The organism is Marinobacter salicampi (genome assembly GCF_011074795.1).
GTDB lineage: Bacteria > Pseudomonadota > Gammaproteobacteria > Pseudomonadales > Oleiphilaceae > Marinobacter > Marinobacter salicampi.
The window spans coordinates 475748-498097 of sequence record NZ_JAAMPF010000018.1 but is presented as its reverse complement, the minus strand read 5'-3'; the positions used below and the strand labels follow the sequence as shown (position 1 = coordinate 498097).

The 22350-nt window shown below is 59.8% G+C and carries 21 protein-coding genes; 4 read left to right on the top strand and 17 right to left on the bottom strand.

The window, feature by feature from the left end:
- Positions 1 to 75 precede the first annotated feature (75 nt).
- The 3 genes from nhaD to G7W63_RS11330 are packed head-to-tail and all read left to right on the top strand — an operon-like array spanning position 76 to position 2999.
- Positions 76 to 1326, top strand: coding sequence for a sodium:proton antiporter NhaD (nhaD, locus tag G7W63_RS11340; protein WP_166257604.1), 1251 nt, complete (start codon positions 76 to 78; stop codon positions 1324 to 1326).
- A gap of 9 nt (positions 1327 to 1335) precedes the next feature.
- Positions 1336 to 2310: a calcium/sodium antiporter gene (locus G7W63_RS11335; RefSeq protein WP_166257601.1), complete on the top strand. Its 975-nt coding sequence runs from the start codon at positions 1336 to 1338 to the stop codon at positions 2308 to 2310.
- Between the two features lie 50 nt (positions 2311 to 2360).
- Positions 2361 to 2999, top strand: a complete 639-nt coding sequence (locus G7W63_RS11330; RefSeq protein WP_166257598.1) for a Rossmann-fold NAD(P)-binding domain-containing protein — start codon at positions 2361 to 2363, stop codon at positions 2997 to 2999.
- A gap of 22 nt (positions 3000 to 3021) precedes the next feature.
- Here the strand turns inward: G7W63_RS11330 and msrB are convergent, their stop codons facing one another.
- The 3 genes from msrB to chrA form a co-directional block, all read right to left on the bottom strand.
- Entirely contained in the window at positions 3022 to 3444 is a 423-nt protein-coding gene (gene msrB, locus G7W63_RS11325) for a peptide-methionine (R)-S-oxide reductase MsrB (RefSeq protein ID WP_166257595.1), read from the bottom strand.
- On the bottom strand, positions 3441 to 4100 hold the full coding sequence (gene msrA, locus G7W63_RS11320) for a peptide-methionine (S)-S-oxide reductase MsrA (protein ID WP_166257592.1): 660 nt from the start codon (positions 4098 to 4100) through the stop codon (positions 3441 to 3443). The genes msrB and msrA overlap by 4 nt, the downstream gene beginning before the upstream one ends.
- Before the next feature lie 152 nt (positions 4101 to 4252).
- On the bottom strand, positions 4253 to 5431 hold the full coding sequence (gene chrA / locus G7W63_RS11315; protein ID WP_166257589.1) for a chromate efflux transporter: 1179 nt from the start codon (positions 5429 to 5431) through the stop codon (positions 4253 to 4255).
- A gap of 169 nt (positions 5432 to 5600) precedes the next feature.
- Between chrA and G7W63_RS11310 the strand changes: the two genes are divergently transcribed.
- Complete coding sequence (locus G7W63_RS11310) at positions 5601 to 6572, top strand: metallophosphoesterase (protein WP_166257586.1); 972 nt, start codon at positions 5601 to 5603, stop codon at positions 6570 to 6572.
- A 51-nt stretch (positions 6573 to 6623) separates the two neighbouring features.
- Here G7W63_RS11310 and G7W63_RS11305 read toward each other — a convergent pair whose 3' ends face one another.
- The 14 genes from G7W63_RS11305 to G7W63_RS11240 form a co-directional block, all read right to left on the bottom strand.
- Positions 6624 to 7151: a CDP-archaeol synthase gene (locus tag G7W63_RS11305; protein WP_242634392.1), complete on the bottom strand. Its 528-nt coding sequence runs from the start codon at positions 7149 to 7151 to the stop codon at positions 6624 to 6626.
- Between the two features lie 23 nt (positions 7152 to 7174).
- Complete coding sequence (locus G7W63_RS11300) at positions 7175 to 8557, bottom strand: class II fumarate hydratase (RefSeq protein WP_166257583.1); 1383 nt, start codon at positions 8555 to 8557, stop codon at positions 7175 to 7177.
- 94 nt (positions 8558 to 8651) lie between these two features.
- On the bottom strand, positions 8652 to 8930 hold the full coding sequence (locus tag G7W63_RS11295) for a hypothetical protein (protein ID WP_166257580.1): 279 nt from the start codon (positions 8928 to 8930) through the stop codon (positions 8652 to 8654).
- A gap of 106 nt (positions 8931 to 9036) precedes the next feature.
- The gene (locus G7W63_RS11290) at positions 9037 to 10848 is read right to left on the bottom strand and encodes a PAS domain-containing hybrid sensor histidine kinase/response regulator (protein WP_166257577.1); all 1812 of its coding nucleotides are present in this window, start codon (positions 10846 to 10848) and stop codon (positions 9037 to 9039) included.
- On the bottom strand, positions 10832 to 11995 hold the full coding sequence (gene ercA / locus G7W63_RS11285) for an alcohol dehydrogenase-like regulatory protein ErcA (protein ID WP_166257574.1): 1164 nt from the start codon (positions 11993 to 11995) through the stop codon (positions 10832 to 10834). The genes G7W63_RS11290 and ercA overlap by 17 nt, the downstream gene beginning before the upstream one ends.
- Positions 11996 to 12099: 104 nt before the next feature.
- The gene (locus G7W63_RS11280) at positions 12100 to 13875 is read right to left on the bottom strand and encodes an alpha/beta hydrolase family protein (RefSeq protein WP_242634407.1); all 1776 of its coding nucleotides are present in this window, start codon (positions 13873 to 13875) and stop codon (positions 12100 to 12102) included.
- A gap of 79 nt (positions 13876 to 13954) precedes the next feature.
- The gene (gene pqqE, locus G7W63_RS11275; RefSeq protein WP_242634391.1) at positions 13955 to 15112 is read right to left on the bottom strand and encodes a pyrroloquinoline quinone biosynthesis protein PqqE; all 1158 of its coding nucleotides are present in this window, start codon (positions 15110 to 15112) and stop codon (positions 13955 to 13957) included.
- Positions 15109 to 15372 carry a pyrroloquinoline quinone biosynthesis peptide chaperone PqqD gene (gene pqqD, locus G7W63_RS11270; protein ID WP_166257571.1) on the bottom strand — a complete coding sequence of 88 codons (264 nt, stop codon included), beginning with the start codon at positions 15370 to 15372 and terminating at the stop codon, positions 15109 to 15111. Before pqqD ends, pqqE begins: the two co-directional genes overlap by 4 nt.
- Positions 15372 to 16127, bottom strand: coding sequence for a pyrroloquinoline-quinone synthase PqqC (gene pqqC / locus G7W63_RS11265; RefSeq protein WP_166257569.1), 756 nt, complete (start codon positions 16125 to 16127; stop codon positions 15372 to 15374). Before pqqC ends, pqqD begins: the two co-directional genes overlap by 1 nt.
- Positions 16124 to 17053: a pyrroloquinoline quinone biosynthesis protein PqqB gene (gene pqqB / locus G7W63_RS11260; RefSeq protein WP_166257566.1), complete on the bottom strand. Its 930-nt coding sequence runs from the start codon at positions 17051 to 17053 to the stop codon at positions 16124 to 16126. Before pqqB ends, pqqC begins: the two co-directional genes overlap by 4 nt.
- Before the next feature lie 56 nt (positions 17054 to 17109).
- Complete coding sequence (gene pqqA, locus G7W63_RS11255; RefSeq protein ID WP_007153157.1) at positions 17110 to 17181, bottom strand: pyrroloquinoline quinone precursor peptide PqqA; 72 nt, start codon at positions 17179 to 17181, stop codon at positions 17110 to 17112.
- Between the two features lie 502 nt (positions 17182 to 17683).
- Positions 17684 to 19204, bottom strand: coding sequence for an acetaldehyde dehydrogenase ExaC (gene exaC, locus G7W63_RS11250; RefSeq protein ID WP_166257563.1), 1521 nt, complete (start codon positions 19202 to 19204; stop codon positions 17684 to 17686).
- Positions 19205 to 19424: 220 nt separating this feature from the next.
- Entirely contained in the window at positions 19425 to 21200 is a 1776-nt protein-coding gene (locus tag G7W63_RS11245) for a methanol/ethanol family PQQ-dependent dehydrogenase (RefSeq protein WP_166257560.1), read from the bottom strand.
- Between the two features lie 196 nt (positions 21201 to 21396).
- Entirely contained in the window at positions 21397 to 22335 is a 939-nt protein-coding gene (locus tag G7W63_RS11240) for a substrate-binding periplasmic protein (protein ID WP_166257557.1), read from the bottom strand.
- Positions 22336 to 22350: the final 15 nt, after the last annotated feature.

Genomic DNA, 22350 nt, shown 5'->3' with positions numbered 1-22350 from the left:
TTGGGGTGCTTCTCCGCCGTCACCTGACCGATTAGACTCCCTGCGCGCACCCTGCGCCCCTATCGGATGGTCAAGATGTCGATATTCGAGTTTGTTCTTGTTGGGCTTGCCCTGGCCGCACTCCTCGGCGTCGTGTTTGAGGAGGTCACCCACGTCAATAAGGCGAAGGTTACGCTCTTTTTCGGCACACTGGCCTGGATACTGCTGTTCATCGCCAGTGCTGACGAGTCCGAAACTACCCTTATTGCCGAAGGACTGGCGGAGAGCATTACCGAGATTGCCGGCCTGTGGCTGTTTCTAGTTGCTGCGATGACCTTCGTGGCCTACCTGAACAAAAAAGGCATGATTGAAAACGTGATCTATCTTGTCCTGCCACGGCAGATCACTGAGCGCCAGTTGCTGCTGTTTACAGGGCTGTTTTGCTTTATCTTCTCGTCCCTTGCCGACAATATCACTGCAACTTTGGTCTCAGCCACACTGATTTTGTCACTGAATCTGGAGCCGAGAAAACAGATCCGGTTCATCACCCTGGTCATATTCGCCGTCAACTCGGGTGGGGTGGCGCTCATCACCGGCGATGTGACGACCCTGATGATCTTCCTGGCGGGCAAGGTGGAGATCCTCACCCTGCTCAGCCTGTCGCTGCCGGCTTTTGCAGGGGTGCTGGCGCTGATCCTGCTGTTGTCCAGGGGCATGACCGGCTCGGTCAGTCTGAACCATGTCTTGAGCCCGGTACGCAGGGTCGATGTGGTCATTAGTGTGCTTTTCCTGCTGACCATCATTGCCACCATTGCCGGCAATGTCGTGTTCAGCATTCCGCCTGTCTTGATGTTCCTGTTTGGCCTGTCCATGATGTTCCTGGTTTCGCGCTTCATGAGCGATGACAACGACCTGGACCCAATTCTGGAATACGTGCGCGCCATTGAGTTTGAGACCCTGCTGTTCTTCCTCGGCATACTTCTACTGGTGGGCATGCTCAAGGAAATCCAGGCGCTCAGCTCACTGGTGACTGTCTACGACGTACTGCCGCCTCTGGCTGCCAATTACATGATGGGAATATTCTCGGCATTCATCGACAATGTGCCGCTGACCGCAGCGCTGTTAAAGGCCGGCATCATCATGGCCCCGGAGCAATGGATGGCGCTGACCTACGCGGTGGGGGTTGGCGGATCGCTGCTGGTGATTGGATCGGCTGCCGGCATTGTGGCCATGAGCCGGATACCCGGGTTGACGTTTGTCAGTTACCTGCGATATTTCGCATTTCTGCTCACCGCATACACTCTGGGCTACGCAGGGGTCTTCCTGCTGGGCCTGGCAATCAACTGAGGTTCTGATATGACATTGGCATTTCTTGCGATTCTGGGTGGGCTAGTGCTGCTGGTCTGGAGTGCTGACCGCTTCGTGGATGGCGCCGCCGCAACCGCACAGCACGCGGGCATGCCGCCGTTGCTCATTGGTATGGTGATCATCGGTTTTGGTACTTCGGCGCCAGAAATGGTGGTGTCGGCGATGGCCTCCCTGGACGGCAACCCGGGCCTGGCCCTGGGCAACGCCTACGGTTCCAACATAGCCAACATCGCTCTGGTTATCGGTCTTGTGGCGGTGATCAGTCCGATTCAGGTGCATTCACAGGTGATTCGCAAGGAACTCCCGCTGCTGTTCGGCCTGTGCCTGCTGGCTGGCTGGCAGCTGATGGACGGCTCCCTGTCCCGTAACGATGGCTGGGTGCTGCTGGCGGTGTTTGCGGTGGTCATGGGCTGGTCCATATTCCAGGGCATGCGCCAGGGCCCTGACGCCCTTGCAGGCGATGTCACCGCCGAGCTGTCCTCAGCTCCGATGGCCCTGGGCCGCGCCCTGGTGTGGCTGGTGGTGGGACTGGTACTGCTGGTGGTGAGTTCGCGCATCCTGGTCTGGGGAGCGGTGACGGTGGCCCAGAGCCTGGGAGTCAGCGACCTGGTCATCGGCCTCACCGTCGTCGCCATCGGCACGTCATTGCCGGAGCTGGCCTCGTCATTGATGGCCATTAAGAAAGGCGAGCATGACCTGGCCCTGGGGAACGTCCTGGGCTCCGGGATATTCAATACCCTGGCAGTCGTCGGCATTGCAGCCACCATCATGCCCATGGAAGTGGACCCGGTGGTACTGAGCCGAGACTGGCTGCTCATGACCGGGTTGACCGTGGCGCTGTTCATCATGGGCTGGGGCTTCAGGAAGGGTCGCCAGGGACGCATCAATCGTGTCGAGGGCGCAGCCCTGCTGACCGTGTTCGTAGCCTATACCGGCTATCTGATTTCCACCGTCATGGCCTGACGCAAAAGCCGTCCCGCCATGCTTGACGCAGCGATTACGAGGGCAGACAGATGAAACTGATGATTCTGGGCGCCACGGGTGTCGTGGGCAGCAGGGTACTTGAGCAGGCGCTGGCGTCTGACAAGTTCGAGACAATCGTTGCGCCCACAAGACGACCTCTGGCTGATCCGCGCAAGGCGCACAATCCGGTCATCCCGTTCACGCTGCCGCTGCCCGGGGCGGACTGGTGGGCAGTTGACGGCGTAATATGCTGCCTGGGAACGACCCTTAAACAGGCCGGTTCAAAGACCGGTTTCTATAGCGTCGACCATGACCTGGTGGTGGCCTGCGCTGGCATGGCACGGGAAGCAGGGGCTTCTGGCTTTGCCCTTAACTCGTCACTGGGCGCCAGCCCGAAAAGTCTGAGTTTCTATCTTCAAACCAAGGGCAAAACAGAATCGGCCATAGCGGGGATGGGCTTTCAACGTTTCGTGGTCGTTCGGCCCTCGCTTATCGATGCCAAACGTGAACAGCCACGGCTCGGGGAATCTCTCGGGCTGATGGCCGGCCGCCTGCTTTCTCCCATCACGCCAAGGCGCTACCGTCCGGTCAGCGCAGACGCTATTGCAGCAACCTTGTTGCGTGAGATTGGAGGGCCGCCCGGAGAAATCGTCATTGCGTCCGAGGATATTTCCAGCTGCGCGACCTGAATGAGTCTGTAATGTCGGCCGGTCAGTCGGGCTGAAAGTTCAGGGCCACTGAGTTCAGGCAGAAACGCTGCCCTGTGGGCGGCGGCCCGTCCGGGAACACATGCCCAAGATGGCTGTCACAGCGGGCACAGCGGACTTCGGTCCTGGCCATGCCGAGACTGTTGTCTTCCAGAGAGGCCACATGCCGGGGATCATAAGGCTGGAAGAAACTGGGCCAGCCGGTACCGGAATCAAATTTGGCATCCGACCGGAACAAAGGCAACTCGCAGAGACGGCAGAAATAGGTACCGTCCTGCTTGTTGTCCAGCAGGGTTCCGCAGAATGGCCGTTCGGTGCCGTGGTCAAGCAGAACGCGCTTCTCTTCGGCGCTGAGCCCGGAGGCCAGCTTTTCGATGTCTTCCTTGCCCAAAGGCGTAATGTCGTACCCTGACTCTGACATGGTCATGCATAATCTCCTTTATCCGCCGGGGCGTCTGAAACGGTCCCTTTCAGATGTTCAGGAAAGCCGTTGCGAAGCTTGTCCACTTTCGGTGCTGCAACCGCCCGTACATAGGGTTGCATCGGGTTCCGGGCTGCGAAATTCTGATGGTAGTCTTCAGCCGGATAAAAGGCTTCCAGCGGCTCCAGGGTCGTGACGATGGGATCCGGGTAAACTCCCGCCTCATTGAGCTGGGAGATGTAATCCTCGGCCACCGCTTTTTGCTCTTCTGACTCATAAAAGACCACGGACCGATACTGGGTGCCCCGGTCGTTGCCCTGACGGTTGAGCTGGGTCGGGTCGTGGGCGACGGAAAAAAAGACCCTCAGAAGCTCACCAAAGCTAACGGTTTCCGAACGATAACGTACCTCGATCACCTCGGCGTGACCGGTCCGGCCGCTGCAGACGTCTTCATAATTGGCGGTGGCGGGGCTGCCACCGGCATACCCTGCAACGACGCTGGTGACGCCCTCCATAGCCAGGAACACCGCCTCTAGGCACCAGAAACAGCCGCCCCCAAGTATAACTCTCTGCTCACCCTGGTCGGCGGGCAGATCCCGTCGTGGTTCAGGAAAACGGTTCTTCGGCACGTTGAGGCCGGGAATACGGCAGGAATCACTCATATCATCCTCGCTGGTTCTATCTGTTTGGCGCCTATGCTCAATGCCATGATGGGGCTTAATTCCGGGATTTGCGAGCGGTCGATGCACCAACGCCGAGCCAGTTTCATCTCGGCCCCCCTAAGGCCGTGACCCGCGCCGGCGGGCAAGGCCCGTCAGAACAATACAACGCCTGCCAGGGCGCTGGCCGGCGCCAGTATCCACACCGGCACCCGCCATAAGGCCAGCCCGGCCCAGAGCGCTAGCGTCAGTGCAAGACCAGTGCCGGAGTGTATCGCTGAAACCCAGACCGGGTCATACAGGGCTGACAGCAGCAGCCCTACCACCCCGGCGTTCACCCCGGCCAGGGCCGCCCTGGCATGGGGATGGCGGCGCAGGTATGCCCACAGCGGAAGGCCCGCGAATACCAGCAGGCTCCCAGGCAGGAAGACAGCTAGGGTTGCTACCAGGGCCCCTGCCAGGCCGCCCTCGATGGCACCCAGAAAGGCACTGAAAGTAAACAGGGGGCCGGGTACCGCCTGCGCCGCCCCGTAGCCGGCCAGAAACGTATCCGCCGGCATCTGACCCGAAGCCACGAAACCTTCCTGCAGCCAGGGCAGGACCACATGCCCGCCACCGAACACCAGGGCCCCGGAGCGGTACATTTCCCCCGCCAGCCACAGCAGCCCGGTATCATCCCGGGGCAACAGAGCGAGGACCAGAAGAACGGCAAACAGGCCAGCAAATAACCAGGGCCAGCGACCCTGGATTCTGAGGTTCAGCTCAGCCCCGGTTTCGGACCCGGGCCGATGGACCATCATGCCGATCGCGCCGGCGGCAATTAGGGCGACAATCTGGATCCAGGCCTCGCCCACCACTAGCAAGACGATCGCCACTGCCAATGCCAGGCTCAGGCGGGTGGCGTCCGGGCACAGGGTCTTGCCCATCTGCCACACAGCCTGTGCAACCACCGCAACCACGAACAGTTTGAGTCCTGCAATCCAGCCGCTGGCGCCGGCGTCTGGCCAAAGGTTGAAACCGAACGCAAAGGCGGTCATGAGGAGAGCCGAGGGCAAGGTAAAACCGAGCCAGGCGGCAAAGGCGCCGCCATAACCCCGCTGCAGGAAGCCAAGCGTTAGCCCCACCTGACTGGACGCAGGCCCCGGGAGCAACTGACACAGGGCAACGATTTCGCCGTAAGCGGCATCTGATAACCAGCGCCTGCGCTTTACAAATTCGTCATGGAAATACCCCAGATGAGCGGCAGGGCCTCCGAACGATGTCAGGCCCAGGCGCAGAAACACCTGAAACACCGACCAAAATGACTGGGTTTTGTCGTCCCTGGGTTTTGTCATTCTGCTCTCCGTAAAATTAATCTTGATTCATTGGTCGTTGCGTGAATGTCATAGAACGCCATACTTGTGCGACACTCTTGGCTTATAGACATGAACGTCGCTGCCCGAACCAGGGCTTCATTCACGGACCCAGCAGGCGTCTGCGAGCAGGCAGATGTCAGGATCAACCATGACTGCCCGCGCTTATTCCCAAGACCCTGATGATGAACTCCTGCATTATCGCCTCAGTCTCCGGCTAGGCGCTGTCCATGCCCGCCAGCGGCTGGGTATCGAACGGGATACCGAAGCCCGGGTGTTCGGCAGGGACCACCACTCGTTTCATCTGGAAAATATCTATTCGGCCCCAGGGTTCATTCGCACCTGCCTTCGGCTTGTGGGCATGCTGAAGCGAGGCCAGAATAACAGCCGGCGCCTGCGAACTGTAGATCACCAGCTTCGCTTACCGGGCCTGCCGCCGGCCTTTGAAGGATTCCGCCTGCTCCATCTGACCGACCTCCATGTTGACATGGACCCGGAGAACCTACAGGCAGTAATCGACCAGATCACGCCCTTACAATATGACCTCTGCGTGTTGACAGGAGATTACCGGCGCCTGACCTGGGGCCCGATCGAGGAAGCCCAGGCCGGAATGGCGCGTTTGCGCAAGGCCATCAAGGGTGCGCCTCTGGCCGTTCTCGGCAACCATGACAGCATTCGTATGGTGCCGGGGCTGGAGGATATGGGCTACCGGGTTTTGCTGAATGAACACCTGCGCATCGAACGCGGCAATGAGTATCTCTACATCGCCGGGGTCGACGATCCGCATTTCTACAAGGTCCACAATCTCCAGCGGGCCGCTGACGACATACCTGCGGACGGGACTTCGATTCTGCTCAGTCACAGCCCGGAGATATGGCGCGAGGCGGTTCATGCAGGCTTCGATGCGTTTCTGTGCGGCCACACCCACGGTGGCCAAATCTGCCTGCCCGGGGGATTCCCGCTGACCCTGGATGCTGATTGTCCCCGGGCGCTGGGACGTGGCCACTGGCAGCGGGGTAAAATGCAGGGCTACACCTCGCCGGGAGCCGGCACCTCGGTTGTCAACGTGCGCCTGAACTGCCCCCCGGAGGTCACCATGCACACTCTGACACGAGCCGGCTGATCCACTGCCTGAAAGAGGTTGGCCGGCGAGCGGTGCCCGGAATTCAAAAATTCAGTGGGGCTGGTGCCGGATCCCAAGCCGGTAAAGAAGCGGTGATATCCATATGTGGGCCAGCATGAAAAGCGCCGGTACAATAAACACCGGCAGCCAGCCCAACCCCAGCCAGAAGGCCGCGACAAGCATTGGCAATAGGGATTCGGGCAACTGGTCCAGACTGGTTGCCCGGGCGCTGGAGGCCAGACCGGCCCGACGCTTGATGAAACTGCTTAGCAGATCCCCCGTCAGGGCGGCCAGGCCAAATACCAACCCGAAAACCAGTCCTTGGCCCAAAATTTCCGAGGCTATACCAGCCCCGGCAATACCGCCTAGGAATCCTCGCCAGGTCTTGCTGGCCCCCAACAGGGGCCGCCCGTCCCAGGCCAGGCGGCCGCCATCAATAGGCGCATTCCAGCGGTCCTTTAGCAGACGCCTGGCCAGTACTGGCGCGCCATTGGCTACCACCAGTAGGGTCAGCAGGGTCAATGCAATGGTTATGGAGCCTGGCCCCATGCCGGGCTCGGCCAGTCTAGAGCCTTCCACAGAATCCCTCTTCCGCAGTCCGGCTAATGGCCACCGATGCCTCCAGAGGTCAGTTTAAGAGGATTAAGCAGGTCTTCGAGCTGCTCGCGGGTCAGGTCACAGCGCTCATCGGCCACATCGATAATGGGCCGGCCAGTAGCATAGGCCTCCTTGGCAATCTCAGCTGCCAGGGCATAGCCGATTTCCGGGTTAAGCGCTGTCACCAGCACCGGGTTCTTGTCCACCGCCTCGTTCAGACGTTCCGAGTTCACCGAAAAGCCTGTGATGGCCTTGTCCGCCAGCATGAGCGCGGCGTTACTCAAAAGTGCGCCCATATCCAGAAGGTTGGCAGCGACCAGCGGTAGCATGACGTTCAGCTGGAAATTGCCCGACTGGCCGGCGATGGCAACAGCGGCATCCAGCCCCATGACCTGGGCACTGACCATGGCAACCGATTCGGGAATCACCGGATTGACCTTGCCGGGCATGATGCTACTGCCTGGCTGCAAAGCCGGCAGGCTGATTTCCGCAAGCCCGTGGATGGGCCCACTGTTCATCCAGCGCAGGTCATTGGCGATCTTTGTGAGCACAATGGCCACGCCACGCAGCTGCGCAGACATGGCAACCGAAGCGTCAACCGCACTGAGCCCAACGAATTTGTGGGGCAGGCTGCGGAAGTGGTAACCGGTGTCTTCGTTCAGGGCGGTTATGAATTTGTCCGCGAAGTCCTTGTGGGCATTGATGCCGGTACCAACGGCAGTTCCACCCTGGGGAATGGCAAGCAGGCCGTCGCAGGCCGCCACAATGCGCTGCTCAGCAGCAATGAGCTGTTCCCGCCAGGTCCGAAGCTCCTGGCCAAGGGTAACAGGCATGGCGTCCATCAGGTGGGTACGCCCCGTCTTGACCTGATCAGAAAACAGCGCCTCACGCTCGTAAATTTTGCCCTGAAGATGGGACAGAGCCGGCTGCAGCACCTGGTAGGCCTGGGTGATGGCGCTGATATGGATCGCGGTGGGAATTACATCGTTTGAGCTCTGGCTCATGTTGACGTGATCGTTGGCGTTGACCTCCTCGCCGTCCTGACTGGCGAGTCTGGCAATCACCTCGTTGACATTCATGTTGGTGCTGGTGCCGGAACCGGTCTGATAGCGGTCGATGGGAAACTGGTCCCGGTGCTCGCCATCAAGCAGGGCGTCGCAGGCAGTAACAATGGCCTTGCGGGGCCCCTTGTCCAGCAGACCGAGATGGCCGTTGGCAATGGCGGCAGCCCGTTTGACCCGGACCACAGCGTCAATAAATGCCGGTGGCATAGGCAAACCGCTGACAGGAAAATTCTCTACCGCCCGCTGTGTCTGCGCGCCCCAGAGAGCCTGGGCAGGAACCCGGACCTCGCCCAGACTGTCCTTTTCTATTCGATCGTCTTTCATCACGTCCTCCATGTCGTAGCCATGCGTGGTGCCATTACTGAACAGTACGAAATCAAAAGCAGATTGTCTCTGGCGAGAGGCGTTCAATGAGCCATCAATGACTGTCCTTCAGCCTCACGTGATCACAGATGCCGGTTATATTCTCGAATTTGAGAATCAGGGTATGCACGGTGTGCGTGTGGGTATCGTGCAGGTAGAACTTGAATCGCTGCTGGGGCTCGCCCTGCAGGAAAGCGTCGTACTCTTTGACGAGTTCCCGCACATCACCACCTGCGTCCTTTGACCAGGTGGCGTTATACGGACCCAGCACGGCACCGCCGGACAAGCAGATGGTGACTTCGTGGTTGGTTAACCCGGTCTCGGATGTGGGCATGGTCAGACTCCCTGTTTGAGAATGTTTCCGGTGTCACTTACTTCCCTGAAGTGTAGCCCTGAACCAAGGCACCTCGCGACCCCGTAGCCACGGAATTGCGCAACCGTCATGTTGATGTCCGCCGGTAGAGCGGTTTACCGGCAAGCTGGGTAACAGGGCCGGCGGAAACGAGACTGGAGATGAGGGCCCGCAAGCGGTTAGGCTTGACTGGCTTGTTCAGGACCGGCACCGCGTATGCCTTCAGCTGCTGACGGCAGGCGTCACTGCGATCCGCAGTCACGATGGCGGCGGGCAGCTGCCAGCCACAGACCTGCCGAAGGTCATTGATTGCCTGCCAGCCGGTGAGATTATTGTCCAGATGGTAGTCAGCCAGCACGGCCTGGGGTGCAAACCCGCCACGGCACAGGCCCGCCGCCTCCATCCCACTACGGGCGGTCACCACCTCGCAGCCCCACAGGTTGAGCAGGGCCTCCATGCTTTCCCGTATGGCAGGCTCATTGTCAATCACCAGTATTCTTGCACCAGCCAGGGACCCGGTGCTGGTGGCGGGATGCGACTTGCTGTCTTCAGCCAGGTTCGATGATAACGGCAGACTTATTGAGAACCGCGACCCCCTGCCCGGCCGTGAAACCACGCTTACCTTGTGTCCGAGCATACGGGCCATACGCTCCACTATAGCCAGCCCCAGGCCAACCCCGGTGCGCTCTCCCGCTTCCGGAGCCAACAATTGATGGAACTCGGCAAAGATGGCCTCCAGCTTGTCCTCGGCAATACCGATGCCGCTGTCCCAAACCTCCAGTTGCAACTGTTTGCGCCGCACGCGCATGGCCAGGAGCACACCCCCCGAGCGGGTGTAGCGGAAGGCGTTGCTCAGCAGGTTGCGAAGAATCCGGGTCAGCATGCGGGCGTCGGTATAAACCATGGCCGGCACCAGGCGGCTACGGAACTTCAGGGCGGCCTGGCGGGCAACAGGCTCGAACTCTTCCGACAGCCCTGCCACCAAAGAGTGCACAGCTACCGGGGCCAAGTCCGGGTTCATGGCGTCCTGGTCCAGCTTGGAAATGTCCAGCAGATCCGCCAACAGATCCTCAGCACCTTCCAGGGCCCGATGGACCCGGTCAATCAACCGTGATTCGCGCTCCGGTAACGGACTGTCCTGAAGCGTGGAAACAAGCAGTCTGGCTGCATTGAGGGGTTGCAGAAGGTCATGACTGGCGGCCGCGAGGTACTTGTCTTTACTGCGCGTGGCCTCCTTGGCAGCCTCCACGGCAATCACCAGCTCTCGCTCGACCTTTTCCCGCTCCTCAATCTGGTATCGCAAACCTACATTGGCATTCTGCAGTGCCTCGGTTCGCTCATCGACCCGCTGTTCCAGCGCAGCATTCATCTGTTCCAGTTTCTGACGGGCCTGGTAGCGTTCGGTTATGTCAGCCACGAAAGCCTCTACCACTTCCGCGCCCAGGTCCGGGCGGCGCAAAAGCGTGACAGCCACATACACTGCCTTGCCATCGGCACGCAGAAAGCGGGTTTCGTAGGCACTGAGGTGACCTTTGTCCAGTAACTCGTGACGCAACCGGTCAAACTCATGGCCACTGCAGAACAGCTGTTCGCGAAGTCTGGTCACAGCGCCGGTAAGGGCCTCGGCACTGCTGTAGCCACAGATACGGGCAAGCGCCGGGTTCACCGACAGGAAGCCACCCTTCAGGTCACCCTGGAAAATGCCGTGGAGTGCGTTCTCAAACAGCCATTTGTAACGGTTGCGTTCCTTTTCGATTTCCTCGATGCGATCCTGCAAAGCTGGATAGTAATTCTTCCGTACCGAATGGCTGCCCAGCCCAAGCAAGTCACCAATGTCGTACCCTATATTCTCGCTACCGTTCTCACTTCTGCCGGCGGGGACCTCAGAGCGCTTCTTCATAAACCACTTCGACATCCCGCTGGGAGGACCGACGGGGATTGGTGACGATGCAGGGGTCCTGCATGGCAAAATTGGACAGGGACGGGATATCGGACACCGTCACTCCCAGTTTGGCCAGCTTGGCCTCGAGACCAACGGTCCGCTTGAGCAGAATCACCCGCTCCATGAGACGCTTCTTGACCGTGGCCATGCTCATGCCCCGGGTATCGATGTCCATGGCTTGCGCCACCCGCTTGAAACGCTCGTCCGCCGAAGTGAAATTATAGGCGATTACGTGTTCCAGCAGCATGGCGTTGCAGAGACCATGGGGCAGATCGAGGAAGCCGCCAAGGCTGTGTGACATGGCGTGCACTGCCCCTAGAATGGCATTGGAGAACGCCAGCCCCGCCTGCATCGAAGCCAGCATGATGTGTTCCCGCAGCTGGCTGTCGGCCGGGTTGAGTACCAGCGGTTCCAGATACCGGTTGATCAGCCGGATGGCCTCCAGGGCGTGGGTATCGGTAAGCGGTCCGCTACCGGTGGACACATAGGCCTCAATGGCGTGTACAAGGGCATCCACCCCGGTACAGGCGGTGAGAAACTGATCCACGGTCTCGGTAACTTCCGGATCAATCAGAGACACGTCCGGCACCACTGCCTTGCTGATAATGGAAAACTTGAAGCGCCGTGCCGGGTCCGAAATGATCGCGAACTGGGATACGTCAGCGGAGGTGCCCGCGGTGGTGGGGATCAGGATCAGCGGCGGTGAAGGCATTCGGATCGTGTCAACGCCCTCAAACTCGAGTATGTTGCGCCCGTGGGCGCTGACGATGCCAATGCCCTTGGCACAGTCCATGGGGCTGCCGCCGCCGATGGCCACAATCACATCACATTCGTTGGATTTGTAGATCTCGGCCCCGGCCATGACCTCCGCCACTTTCGGGTTCGAGGAGACCCCTGTGAAGGTGACGTATTGAAGGCCGCCTTCGGTCAGCAGGGCTTCGATTTCGCTCACCCAGCCGGCAGCTGCCACGCCGGGGTCGGACACCAGCAAAACCTTGCGGGCGCCGAAATTGCTGGCGAAATTGGCCACGGCCTTACGGGAGCCGGCACCAAAGACGATCTCGGGGGATACAAATTTGCGTAGAGCAGAGATGTCGTAACTCATGAGCGCTCTCGGTCATTTTATTGTTGTAAACGCGCCCTGTTCCCTGGCAAAAACTCCTGAATAAGAAAGCTTACTCCAACGGGCCGGCTTAACACATGTCTGATTTAGCAATGATCCTGATAGAACCTGAGTAATGAAGCCAGCAGAAAGGCCTGGCGACTGGCGCTGCGGAAACCGTGCCCTTCCTCCGGGAAGTAGTGGTATGCCGGAGCCTGCCCCGAGGCCTTCAGGGCCGCAACCATGGTGTCGGTCTGGGCCGGCACCACGACCTGGTCCTGACCACCCTGGTAGAAGATTACCGGCGCCGTGATACGGTGGGCCTGCAGCACCGGCGTACGCTGTTGCCAACGGTCCCGGTGCTGATCGGGATCGCCCAGCAGCCAGTCCAGGTAGCCGGATTCGAAACGGTGCGTCTGGCTTCTCAGCCGGGCCGGATCGCTGACGCCGAAAAGGCTAGCGCCAGCTTTGAATACGCCGGTTTCCATCATGGCCATCAGCACGGTAAAGCCACCGGCGCTGCGGCCCTGGATGAACGCGCGCCGATGATCGGCCAGCCCGTGCCCCTTCAGGTAGGCGACCGCCGCACACATGTCCTCTACGTCTGCTTCTCCCCAGTTACCAGCCAACGCCAACCGGAACTCGCGACCGAAACCGGTACTGCCCCGGTAGTTGACGTCCAGCACCGCCAGACCATGCTGGACCCAGAACTGGACCTGGGGATCAAACACCGGGTAAGCCGCTGAGCTTGGGCCGCCGTGCACCCGGATAATGACGGGCGGGAGGTCGGGGCTGGTTAAGCCATTGTCGTGGCCGGGATCGTGCCTGACTGGCCGATAGAAAAAGCCGGTAATACCCATGCCGTTGGCAGCGGTGAATCGGAGCAGCTCGGGAGAAACACACCCGCCGGCACCAAGAGGCTGCTCGCCGCCGGCAAGTAATGTCACCGCGCCGGTTGCAGGGTCAATATCGAGAACGCTGTCCAGGGCGTCCGGGCGTTTCCCTATACAGAGAATCCGGCCGGCCTTCTGCTGTAAGGCGCGAAAATCCACGAACCGCTCTGCCAAGCGATGTTCGCCGGAGCCATCGCAAAGCCAGAGTTCAGCCGTGCCTTGATGATAGATCACCCGGGCCCAGGCCTTGCCCGGTAAGGCGACCGAGTGGGATTCCTGCAGTTGCCAGGGCGCATTGGCATGATCGGCCTGGCGGTTGGTCAGAGCCTGCCACTGAATGCTGTCAGCCTCGGCAGAAACATCATAGGGCTGCCACCAGCCCTGGTGGTCGGACAGCGCGACCAGCCTGTCCTCCACAAAGAGCGGTTGCTGCACCGACGCGGGCCTGGGGGTATCCATCGGGCACGGCGATGCCAGGGTACCGCCCTGATTGACCTGCGCCCGCCAGAGCCGGCTGAAAAGCCACGGCATATCAGGCAGTGACCAGGTGACCCACGACAGCTGGCAGCCGTTTTGCGAAAGCACCGGAGCGCCATAGAAATCCTCACCGCTGGCCAGAACGCCGACCCGACCGGTTTCGGGATCAATGGCCACCAGTTGCTGGGCCTCGACCTGCCCATGCTTGAGGCGTTCGCACACAGCCAGGATCCGACACCGGACCGGGTCCCATACCAGGCCGCCGAAGCGGGCATCCGGCTCGCAGGTCAGCCGACTCCGGGCACCGGTATTACAATCCACTTGCTGGATCTGCTGGTCGGCGGACTCCACCACAAAGGCCCTGGGGCCATCAAGACACAGAGCACCGCCGCCATAACCGTTGATGCCGCTGCGAATGCTGAAGTCCGGTGCAGTTACCTGCAAAGGAGCGCCGTTACGCAGGCACCAGAGCTGGTTGGCCGATTCTGCCGGGTCGTATTCCAGCCAGGCCACCTGGCCCCGGGATACCCGCAGGTTGTCGCGCTGGCGCAAAGCACCGGCGGCCTGTTCTGGCGTCAGGGGGGAGATGCCGTTAACCCCGGAAAAAAAGACGGGAGTTGCGAACGTTCCTGTAGCTGAGGTCTTCCAGGCCTGCGGTGGCGTGGTCCGCTGCTCGCCGGGCTGCCAGTATGCGGTCGTGGTGAACGGACTTGTCGCAGACCGGGTCGGCGTTATCAGCATTGCCGGTCAGCAGGTAGGCCTGGCATCGGCAGCCACCGAAGTCCTTGCCCTTCTCGTCACAGGAGCGGCAGGGCTCAGGCATCCAGCTGTCGCCCCGGTAGTGGTTGAATCCGGGGCTGTCATACCAGATGGACTTGAGCGACATCTCCCGGGTATTGGGGAACTCGATGGGCAGAATGCGGGCGCTGTGGCAAGGCAGCGCTGTGCCGTCCGGCGCTACGGTCAGGAACAGGCTGCCCCAGCCGTTCATGCAGGCCTTGGGGCGCTCCTCGTAGTAATCCGGTGTCACAAAGATCAGCTTCATGGCCGAACCGGCGTCGGCAAGGCGCTGGCGATAGAGGTTCACCTCACGCTCGGCGGCTTCCAGCTGGCTCGCCGATGGCATCAGTCCCTCCCGATTGTGGAAAGCCCAGCCGTAGTACTGGCAGGTGGCCAGTTCAACATAGTCCGCCCCGAGCTGATCGCAGAGCGCGATGATGTCATTCATCTGATGAATGTTATGTCGATGGATAACGAAATTCAGCACCATGGGGTAGCCCGCCGCCTTTACGGCCCGGGCCATGGCAAGCTTCTGCTCGAAAGCTTTGCGGGAACCGGCAACGGCGTTGTTGAGCTCCGGGTCGGAGGCCTGGAAGCTGACCTGGATATGATCCAGCCCGGCGTCCCGGAAGGCCTCAACCTTGGTTTCGTTGAGGCCAATACCAGAGGTAATGAGGTTGGTGTAATAACCCAGGTGCCGGGCCTCGGAAATCAGTTCCGGCAGGTCCGGCCGAACCAGGGGCTCACCACCGGAAAAGCCCAGCTGCGCCGCACCCAGGGCCCGGCCCTGGCGCAGGACACTGACCCATTCCTCAGTACTGAGTTCGTTCTGGCTGTCGGCGAAGTCCAGGGGGTTGGAGCAATAGGGGCACTGCAGCGGGCACCGGTAGGTAACCTCCGCCAGCAGCCACAGCGGTGGTCCCGGAATGGGCCGGTCGGCGGTCATGGTGGTGTCTGAAGCCTGAGTCATAGCATCGTAATCCAGTGCTGCTGGCGGGCATCTTCCAGGAACTCCTGTACGTCCCCGTCAAGGGCGCCGGCATCGGGAAAACGCTCTTCCAGGCGTGCGACGATTGCTGACACCGTCCGCTCACCATCGATTTCGGACAGGATCGCGGCCGCACTGTCATTGAGCTTCACCATGCCCTCCGGGTAAAGCAGCACGTGGGCCTTCTGGACCGGCTCCCACTGGAAGCGGAAGCCCGGGCGCAGGCGGGGCACCTGGTCCATCACAGCTCCAGCCCCCGGTGATACACCTGTTGATCGGTGACGGTGTGGTACGGCGGCGTCTGGTGCACATACGCCATAGTCAGGGCATCCAACATAGACCATAGAATATCCAGTTTGAACTGCAGGATCTCAAGGGCACGGGTCTGCTCGGGGACTGTCTGAAACTCGGCCAGGGTAATGCTGAGGCCATGTTCCACGTCCCGCCGGGCCTCGGAAAGCCGCTTGCGGAAATAGGTATAACCGTGGCTGTCGATCCACGGGTAGTGCTGGGGCCAGCTGTCCAGCCGTGACTGGTGTATCTCGGGCGCAAACAGTTCAGTCAGGGAAGAGCAGGCCGCTTCCTGCCAGCTGGCACGGCGGGCAAAGTTGACGTAGGCATCAACGGCAAACCGGACCCCCGGCAACACATGACGCTGGTCGATGACCTCTTCCCGACTCAGCCCCACCGCTTCGGCAAGGGCGAGCCAGGCCTCGATGCCGCCCTCATCGTCATTGTCGCCGTCGTGGTCCAGCACCCGCTGAAGCCAGAGCCTGCGGACAGACGCATCCGGACAGTTGGCCATGATGGCGGCATCCTTGCGCGGAATGCTGATCTGGTAGTAATAACGGTTGGCAACCCAGCCCTGTATCTGCTGCCGGGTGCATTGGCCGCCATACATCGCCTTATGGTAGGGGTGGTGGATGTGGTAGAACTCGCCCTTGGCCCTGAGAGCCTGCTCGAACTCCACCTGATTCATTGGCGCTGCGGGCGTCATCGGGCCTCCGACAGGTCGAAATGCATACCGTCCCAGGCGACGTCGATGCCATGCTCAGCCAGGATCGCGCGCTCCTCAGAATCCTCATCCAGAATCGGGTTGGTATTGTTGATGTGAATCAGAACCTTGTGTCGGGCGGGCAGACTGTCCAGCAGCTCGATCATGCCACCGGGACCGTTCTGGGCCAGGTGCCCCATCTGCTGGCCGGTCTTGGTGCCAACACCCCGGCGCATCATCTCGTCGTCGTCCCAGACGGTGCCGTCTACAAGCAGTACATCTGCCCGGCCCAGCCAGCTGCGGATATTCTCGTCCGGCTGGCCCAGACCCGGGGCATACAGAACCCGGTTACCCGTGCGTGTGTCTTCAATAAAAAGACCGACATTATCGCCTGGGTGGGTCCTGTCTCTTCTTGGGGAGTATGGCGGCGCATTACTCAGAAGGGGTATCGCCGTCAGCTTCAGGGAGGGTGCGCAGGCAATGGTGAAACTCTGCTCATCGGAACAGGGCAGCTCCCGCCACCTAAGGCCTCCGTTCCAGTGTTCAAGCATGGGGAAAAGCGGAAACCCGGTGCTGAGGTCCTCGTGGACCTGGGCCGTGCACCAGACGTCAAGGGGACAGCCTTCGCGCAGAGACAGTAAACCGGTGGTGTGATCCACCTGGCTATCCATCAGGATAATGTCACTGATACCGGTATCACGGATCTGCCTGCCCGGCTGCATGGGGTCGAACGAGGCCAGCTGGGCACGTATGTCAGGGGACGCATTGCACAGGATCCAGTTTTCACCATCTTCACTGATGGCAATGGAGGACTGAGTGCGCGGACGAGCATTGATCGCCCCCCGGCGCATGGCGTCACAGTTGGCGCAATTGCAATTCCATTGGGGAAAACCTCCGCCAGCGGCAGAGCCCAGTACGTGAATTTGCATGGAGTGTCTCCGGAACGAAAACGGCCAGCAGTCCCTTGAGGCGCTGGCCGTCGGTTTCAGCGGTTGGCGAAGTACATGGTGACTTCGAAACCGATCCGCAGATCTTCATACGCTGGTTTGGTCCACATAATGCTCTCCTCTCTGGTGTAAGACTCTTCTGGTGCAAAGACTCTGTCGTTACCAACGAACTGGTAACGTACAACCCATACTAGAGGCAGTTCTACTGCGGCTACATGGTACTTTGGAACAAATTTTGGAGGCCTTCCGGACTCCATCAGAGCTTCAGGTGCCCGTCACCGGGCCCGGCATTTTGTTCCGACCATTCCTCCCTGCCTATATCGAGAGTACCCAGTTACGGCACTGCTTCCAAGGCCTTGGACCGGTTCAGGCCAAAATCGTTCGTGCGAACCAAAAAAAACGGCCCTCGAAGAGGGCCGAAAATGGCAGGAAGACCCAACCCTTCAGGCAGGATGCATGACACCCCCTGCTGAAGCCCCGCCGAAGCGGGTCATCAAGCGCACCTGGCGCCTCTTTCAGCTTACCTACCAGCCGGCCCGAGGGCCGGAACCACCTATAACAATAGCTGTAACACACAAGGACCTTAACAACAGGACCGACGAACCTGCGGACCTAGAAGAAGCCCAGCGGGTTGATGTCGTAGCTCACCAGCATGTTCTTGGTCTGCTGGTAATGGTCAAGAGCCATCTTGTGATTCTCACGACCGACACCGGACTTCTTGTAGCCACCAAACGCGGCATGGGCCGGGTAATGGTGATAGCAGTTGGTCCAGACCCGTCCGGCCTGGATAGCGCGGCCCATGCGGTAGGCCCTGTTGATATCGCGTGTCCAGAGCCCGGCGCCCAGGCCAAATTCGGTATCGTTGGCGATCGCCAGTGCCTCGGCTTCGTCCTTGAAGGTTGTCACACCCACGACCGGACCGAAGATTTCCTCCTGGAAGGTGCGCATGTCGTTCTTGCCCTTGAGCAGGGTCGGCTGGATGTAGAAGCCGTTGGCATACTCGCCGCTCATCTCCTCACGACCGCCACCGGTCAGCACTTCGGCGCCTTCCTGCCGGCCTATTTCCAGGTAGGACATGATCTTGTCGAACTGCTCCTTGCTGGCCTGAGCCCCCACCTGAACGTCGGTGTCGAGGGGGTTACCCCGGGTAATCGACTTGGTGCGCTCGATAACCATGGCCATGAACTCGTCATACATGTCTTCCTGCACCAGGGCCCGGGACGGACAGGTACAGACTTCACCCTGGTTGAAGAACGCCAGCACCAGCCCTTCCACACACTTGCTGATGAATTCCGGCTCGGCCTTCATGACATCCGAAAAGTAGATGTTCGGCGACTTGCCACCCAGCTCCACCGTCGACGGAATGATGTTCTCGGCGGCACACTTGAGAATGTACGAGCCCACCGGAGTCGAGCCGGTGAAGGCAATCTTGGCGATGCGCTTGCTGGTAGCCAGCGCCTGGCCGGCTTCGACGCCGTAGCCATTAACAATATTGACCACGCCCGGGGGCAACAGGTCACCGATCAGCTCCATCAGCACCAGAATACTTGCGGGCGTCTGCTCCGCCGGCTTCATCACGGTGCAGTTACCAGCGGCCAGGCAGGGGGCCAGTTTCCATACTGCCATCAGGACGGGGAAGTTCCAGGGGATGATCTGGCCGACAACACCCAGGGGCTCGTGGTAATGATAGGCAACGGTGTTGTTGTCGATGGCACTGGAGGTGTCTTCCTGGGCACGGATACAGCCTGCGAAGTAACGGAAGTGGTCCACCGCCAGAGGAATATCGGCGTTGATGGTTTCACGGACCGCCTTGCCGTTATCCCAGGTTTCCGCAACCGCCAGCATCTCGATATTCTGCTCGATCCGATCGGCAATCCTGAGCAGGATGTTTGAGCGCTCCGTGGTTGATGTCTTGCCCCAGGCGGGTGCTGCCTTATGTGCGGCATCAAGGGCCAGATCCACGTCTTCCGCGCTGGAGCGCGGAATTTCACAGATGACATTGCCGGTCACCGGAGTGATGTTGTCGAAATACTGACCTTTGACGGGGGCAACCCACTCACCGCCGATGTAGTTCTCATAACGGGTCTTGAAGGAAACGACTGAGCCTTCCTTGCCGGGATTTGCGTAGATCATGTTATTGGCCTCTTGTTCTGTTTGACGCAGTACACGCCGTTTTCTTGCTCACCGGTTAACTGTAGACCCCGAAAGCCATCTTCGAAATGATCCCTTCGGTGAGTAAAACTCATTATTTGGTATTAGATGGATCGCCAGGTTGTGAAAAGGCAATTCCAGGACGGGACATCATCATAAAAAAGGCCGCCCTTGGGCGGCCTTCGTCAGGCTCATTCAGGTACTAACGGGCCGCTACCCGGTCTTTCGGCAATTTGAAGGTCCAGACGGTACCACCCTGGTTGAAGTCCTTGACCACCTTGGCCACTTCACCCCCCCAGAGAGGTACCGCACCGCCCCAGCCAGTGGAAATGGACACGTACTGCTCACCGTCCATTTCCCAGGTCACGGGCGTACCCACAACACCGGTACCGGTATTGAACTTGTAGAGCTCCTCGCCGGTCTTGGCGTCAAATGCTTTCAGGTAGCCTTCCGGCGTACCCGTAAAGACCAGGTTGCCTGCGGTGGCAAGGACGCCGCCCCAGAGCGGAGCCGGATTGTTGTAACGCCAGACCTCCTCTCCGGTTTTCGGATCCATGGCGCGCAGCACGCCGATGAAGTCGTCATTAGCCGGTTTGATGGTAAAGCCAGCCCCCAGATAAGCCGCCCCTTTTTTGTAGGATACCGGCTCGTTCCAGATGTCCATCGACCACTCATTGGAAGGCACGTAGAACAGGCCGGTGTCCTGGCTGTAGGCCATGGGCATCCAGTTCTTGCCGCCGAGGAATGCCGGGAAAGCCACCACCGTTTCACCTTTTCCTTCGGCTCCATCTGCCGGGTTACCCGGACGGCCATTCTCCGTGTTGTAAATGGGGCTGCCGTCCTCATTCAGGCCTTTGGCCCAGGTGATCTTGTCCACGAACGGGAAGCCACGAATGAACTTGCCATCCTCGCGGTTCAGAACGTAAAAGAACCCGTTACGATCCGCCGTTGCAGCCGCCTTGACGGTTTTACCGTTTTCTTCGTAATCAAAGGAAATGAGCTCATTGACGCCGTCATAGTCCCAGCCGTCATTGGGCGTGGTCTGGAAGTGCCACTTGATGCTGCCGTCTTTCGGGTCGATCGCCAGGCGTGAAGCCGAAAACAGATTGTCACCCGGGCGCAGGTGGGAGTTCCAGGGTGCCGGGTTACCGGTTCCGAAGAATATCGAGTCGGTGTCCGGGTCGTAGGTGCCGCCCAGCCAGGTCGCAGCGCCACCCGTCTTCCACATATCACCAGGCCAGGTCTTGCCGGCCTCGCCGCCGGAGATACCATTCTCTATCTTCTCACCGCCCCGGTAGACGTACCCCATGTGCCCTTCCACGGTCGGACGGGTCCACAGCAGATCACCGGTGTGCGGATCCCGGGCTTCCACGGTACCTACGATGCCAAACTCACCGCCGGATACGCCGGTGATCAGCCTGCCGTTGACAATAAGGGGCGCTGCCGTCATGGAATAGCCGGCCTGATAATCAGCTACTGTCTTGATCCAGACGGGTTTGCCAGTATCTTTGTTCAGGGCTACCAGCTTGGCGTCCAGGGTCCCGAAAATAACCTTGTCTCCGTACAGGGCCGCGCCGCGATTTACCACATCACAGCAGGGCATGATGCCGTCTGGCAGGCGGGCATCGTACTGCCAAATCTCCTCGCCGGTACGTGCATCAACAGCATAAATACGAGAGTAGGAGGCCGTTACGTACATAACGCCATCCTTGATCATGGGTTGGGATTCCTGGCCCCGCTGCTTTTCGCCACCAAAAGAGAACGCCCATGCCGGCTGCAGATACCGGATATTATCCGGGTTCAGGTCTGTCATCGGACTGAACCGCTGGCCCTGAACACCCATACCGTAGCTGACAATATCCTCAACGGTATTATGGTCGTTCATGATGTCTTCGTCGGTGACCGCGTGGGCCCCCAGGGATACAGCCAGCGCCAGTGCACTGGCGGCAAACTGTTTACCGAACGGATTCGTTCTCATGGTTGCGCTCTCCAGAATCTCTCGTTGTCAGTGTGTGCAGTGAACCGGGAACTCTTCCCGCTCCTGCCACACATTCTTGGCTTCGGGCGCCAACGCAACAATTAATCGCCCGAACAGGTTTTCTCATCACTTGGTAGTACGACCGATACAAAGAAGCCCGCACATTGGCGGGCTTGGTCAGATGTATCAGGACAGGCTATTCCGCACTCTCTTCAGGGCCCAGGATTTCGTCATAGTATCCCGGACGGCTGTAGGATAGGCCGTGGCCGGCGTACAGCTCGGCCATTTCTCCGGACCGGACCATGCCGTCGACAATCGCCTCAACCGCATAACTCAGGGCTCGGTGGGTATGACGAACGGCAACGCCGACGTCCCACACCTGCTTGGTCATGCCGGGGAAACCATTTCCGGCCTTGGAAAATCCGCTACCGGCGTGGGTCTCCAACTGGTGCTCAATTTCCGCTCGCATACCCATAACGCCCGCAACCTCACCCTGGCCCATAGCCTGGAATGCTTGAACGATGTTGGGGTAATGATGAACCTGGTTCCGCAGCCGCCCCCCGAAAGCAGACGTGAGATAAGTGGCAGGAAGCGTATCGACCTCCACGCCAATGGGGTGGTACTGGAACACGGCAACGGTTTCCACCCCATCCAGCCGGTTCGTGTCGAAGGCGATCTGCCACCGCTCCTGCTGGTAGGGACCGACGAACACCACCTGTTCGTTGATCATCTCGCCGGTGGAATCCCGCATGTATTTGAACGTGCTGTCGTAGGGTACCCGCGTCATGATGTCCGCTATGCGGGTTTTCGCCAGGTAATGCCCCTTCCAGATGTGGTTGCGCAGGTCATCGCCCAGGTTTTCATCGGGGATAATCCAGTAGGGGCGAAACTCCACACCCAGCCCTTCGGCAATACGGCGGCCCAGATCGGCATCCACGCCTTTGGCCTCGCCCTCCTCCTCGTAGGAATAGGGCGGAAAATCCTTGTACATACCGACGTTCAGGTAGCCGGACTCCTGCACAATATCCAGGGTCCGGTCCGGAATCAGGGAACGGGTCTCCTGAGACTGGACCAGCCCTGCAAAACACGACAGAAGCACGAATAAAGGCCAGGCCAAGACATAGGTTAACTTCATCAAATCACCTCTCGA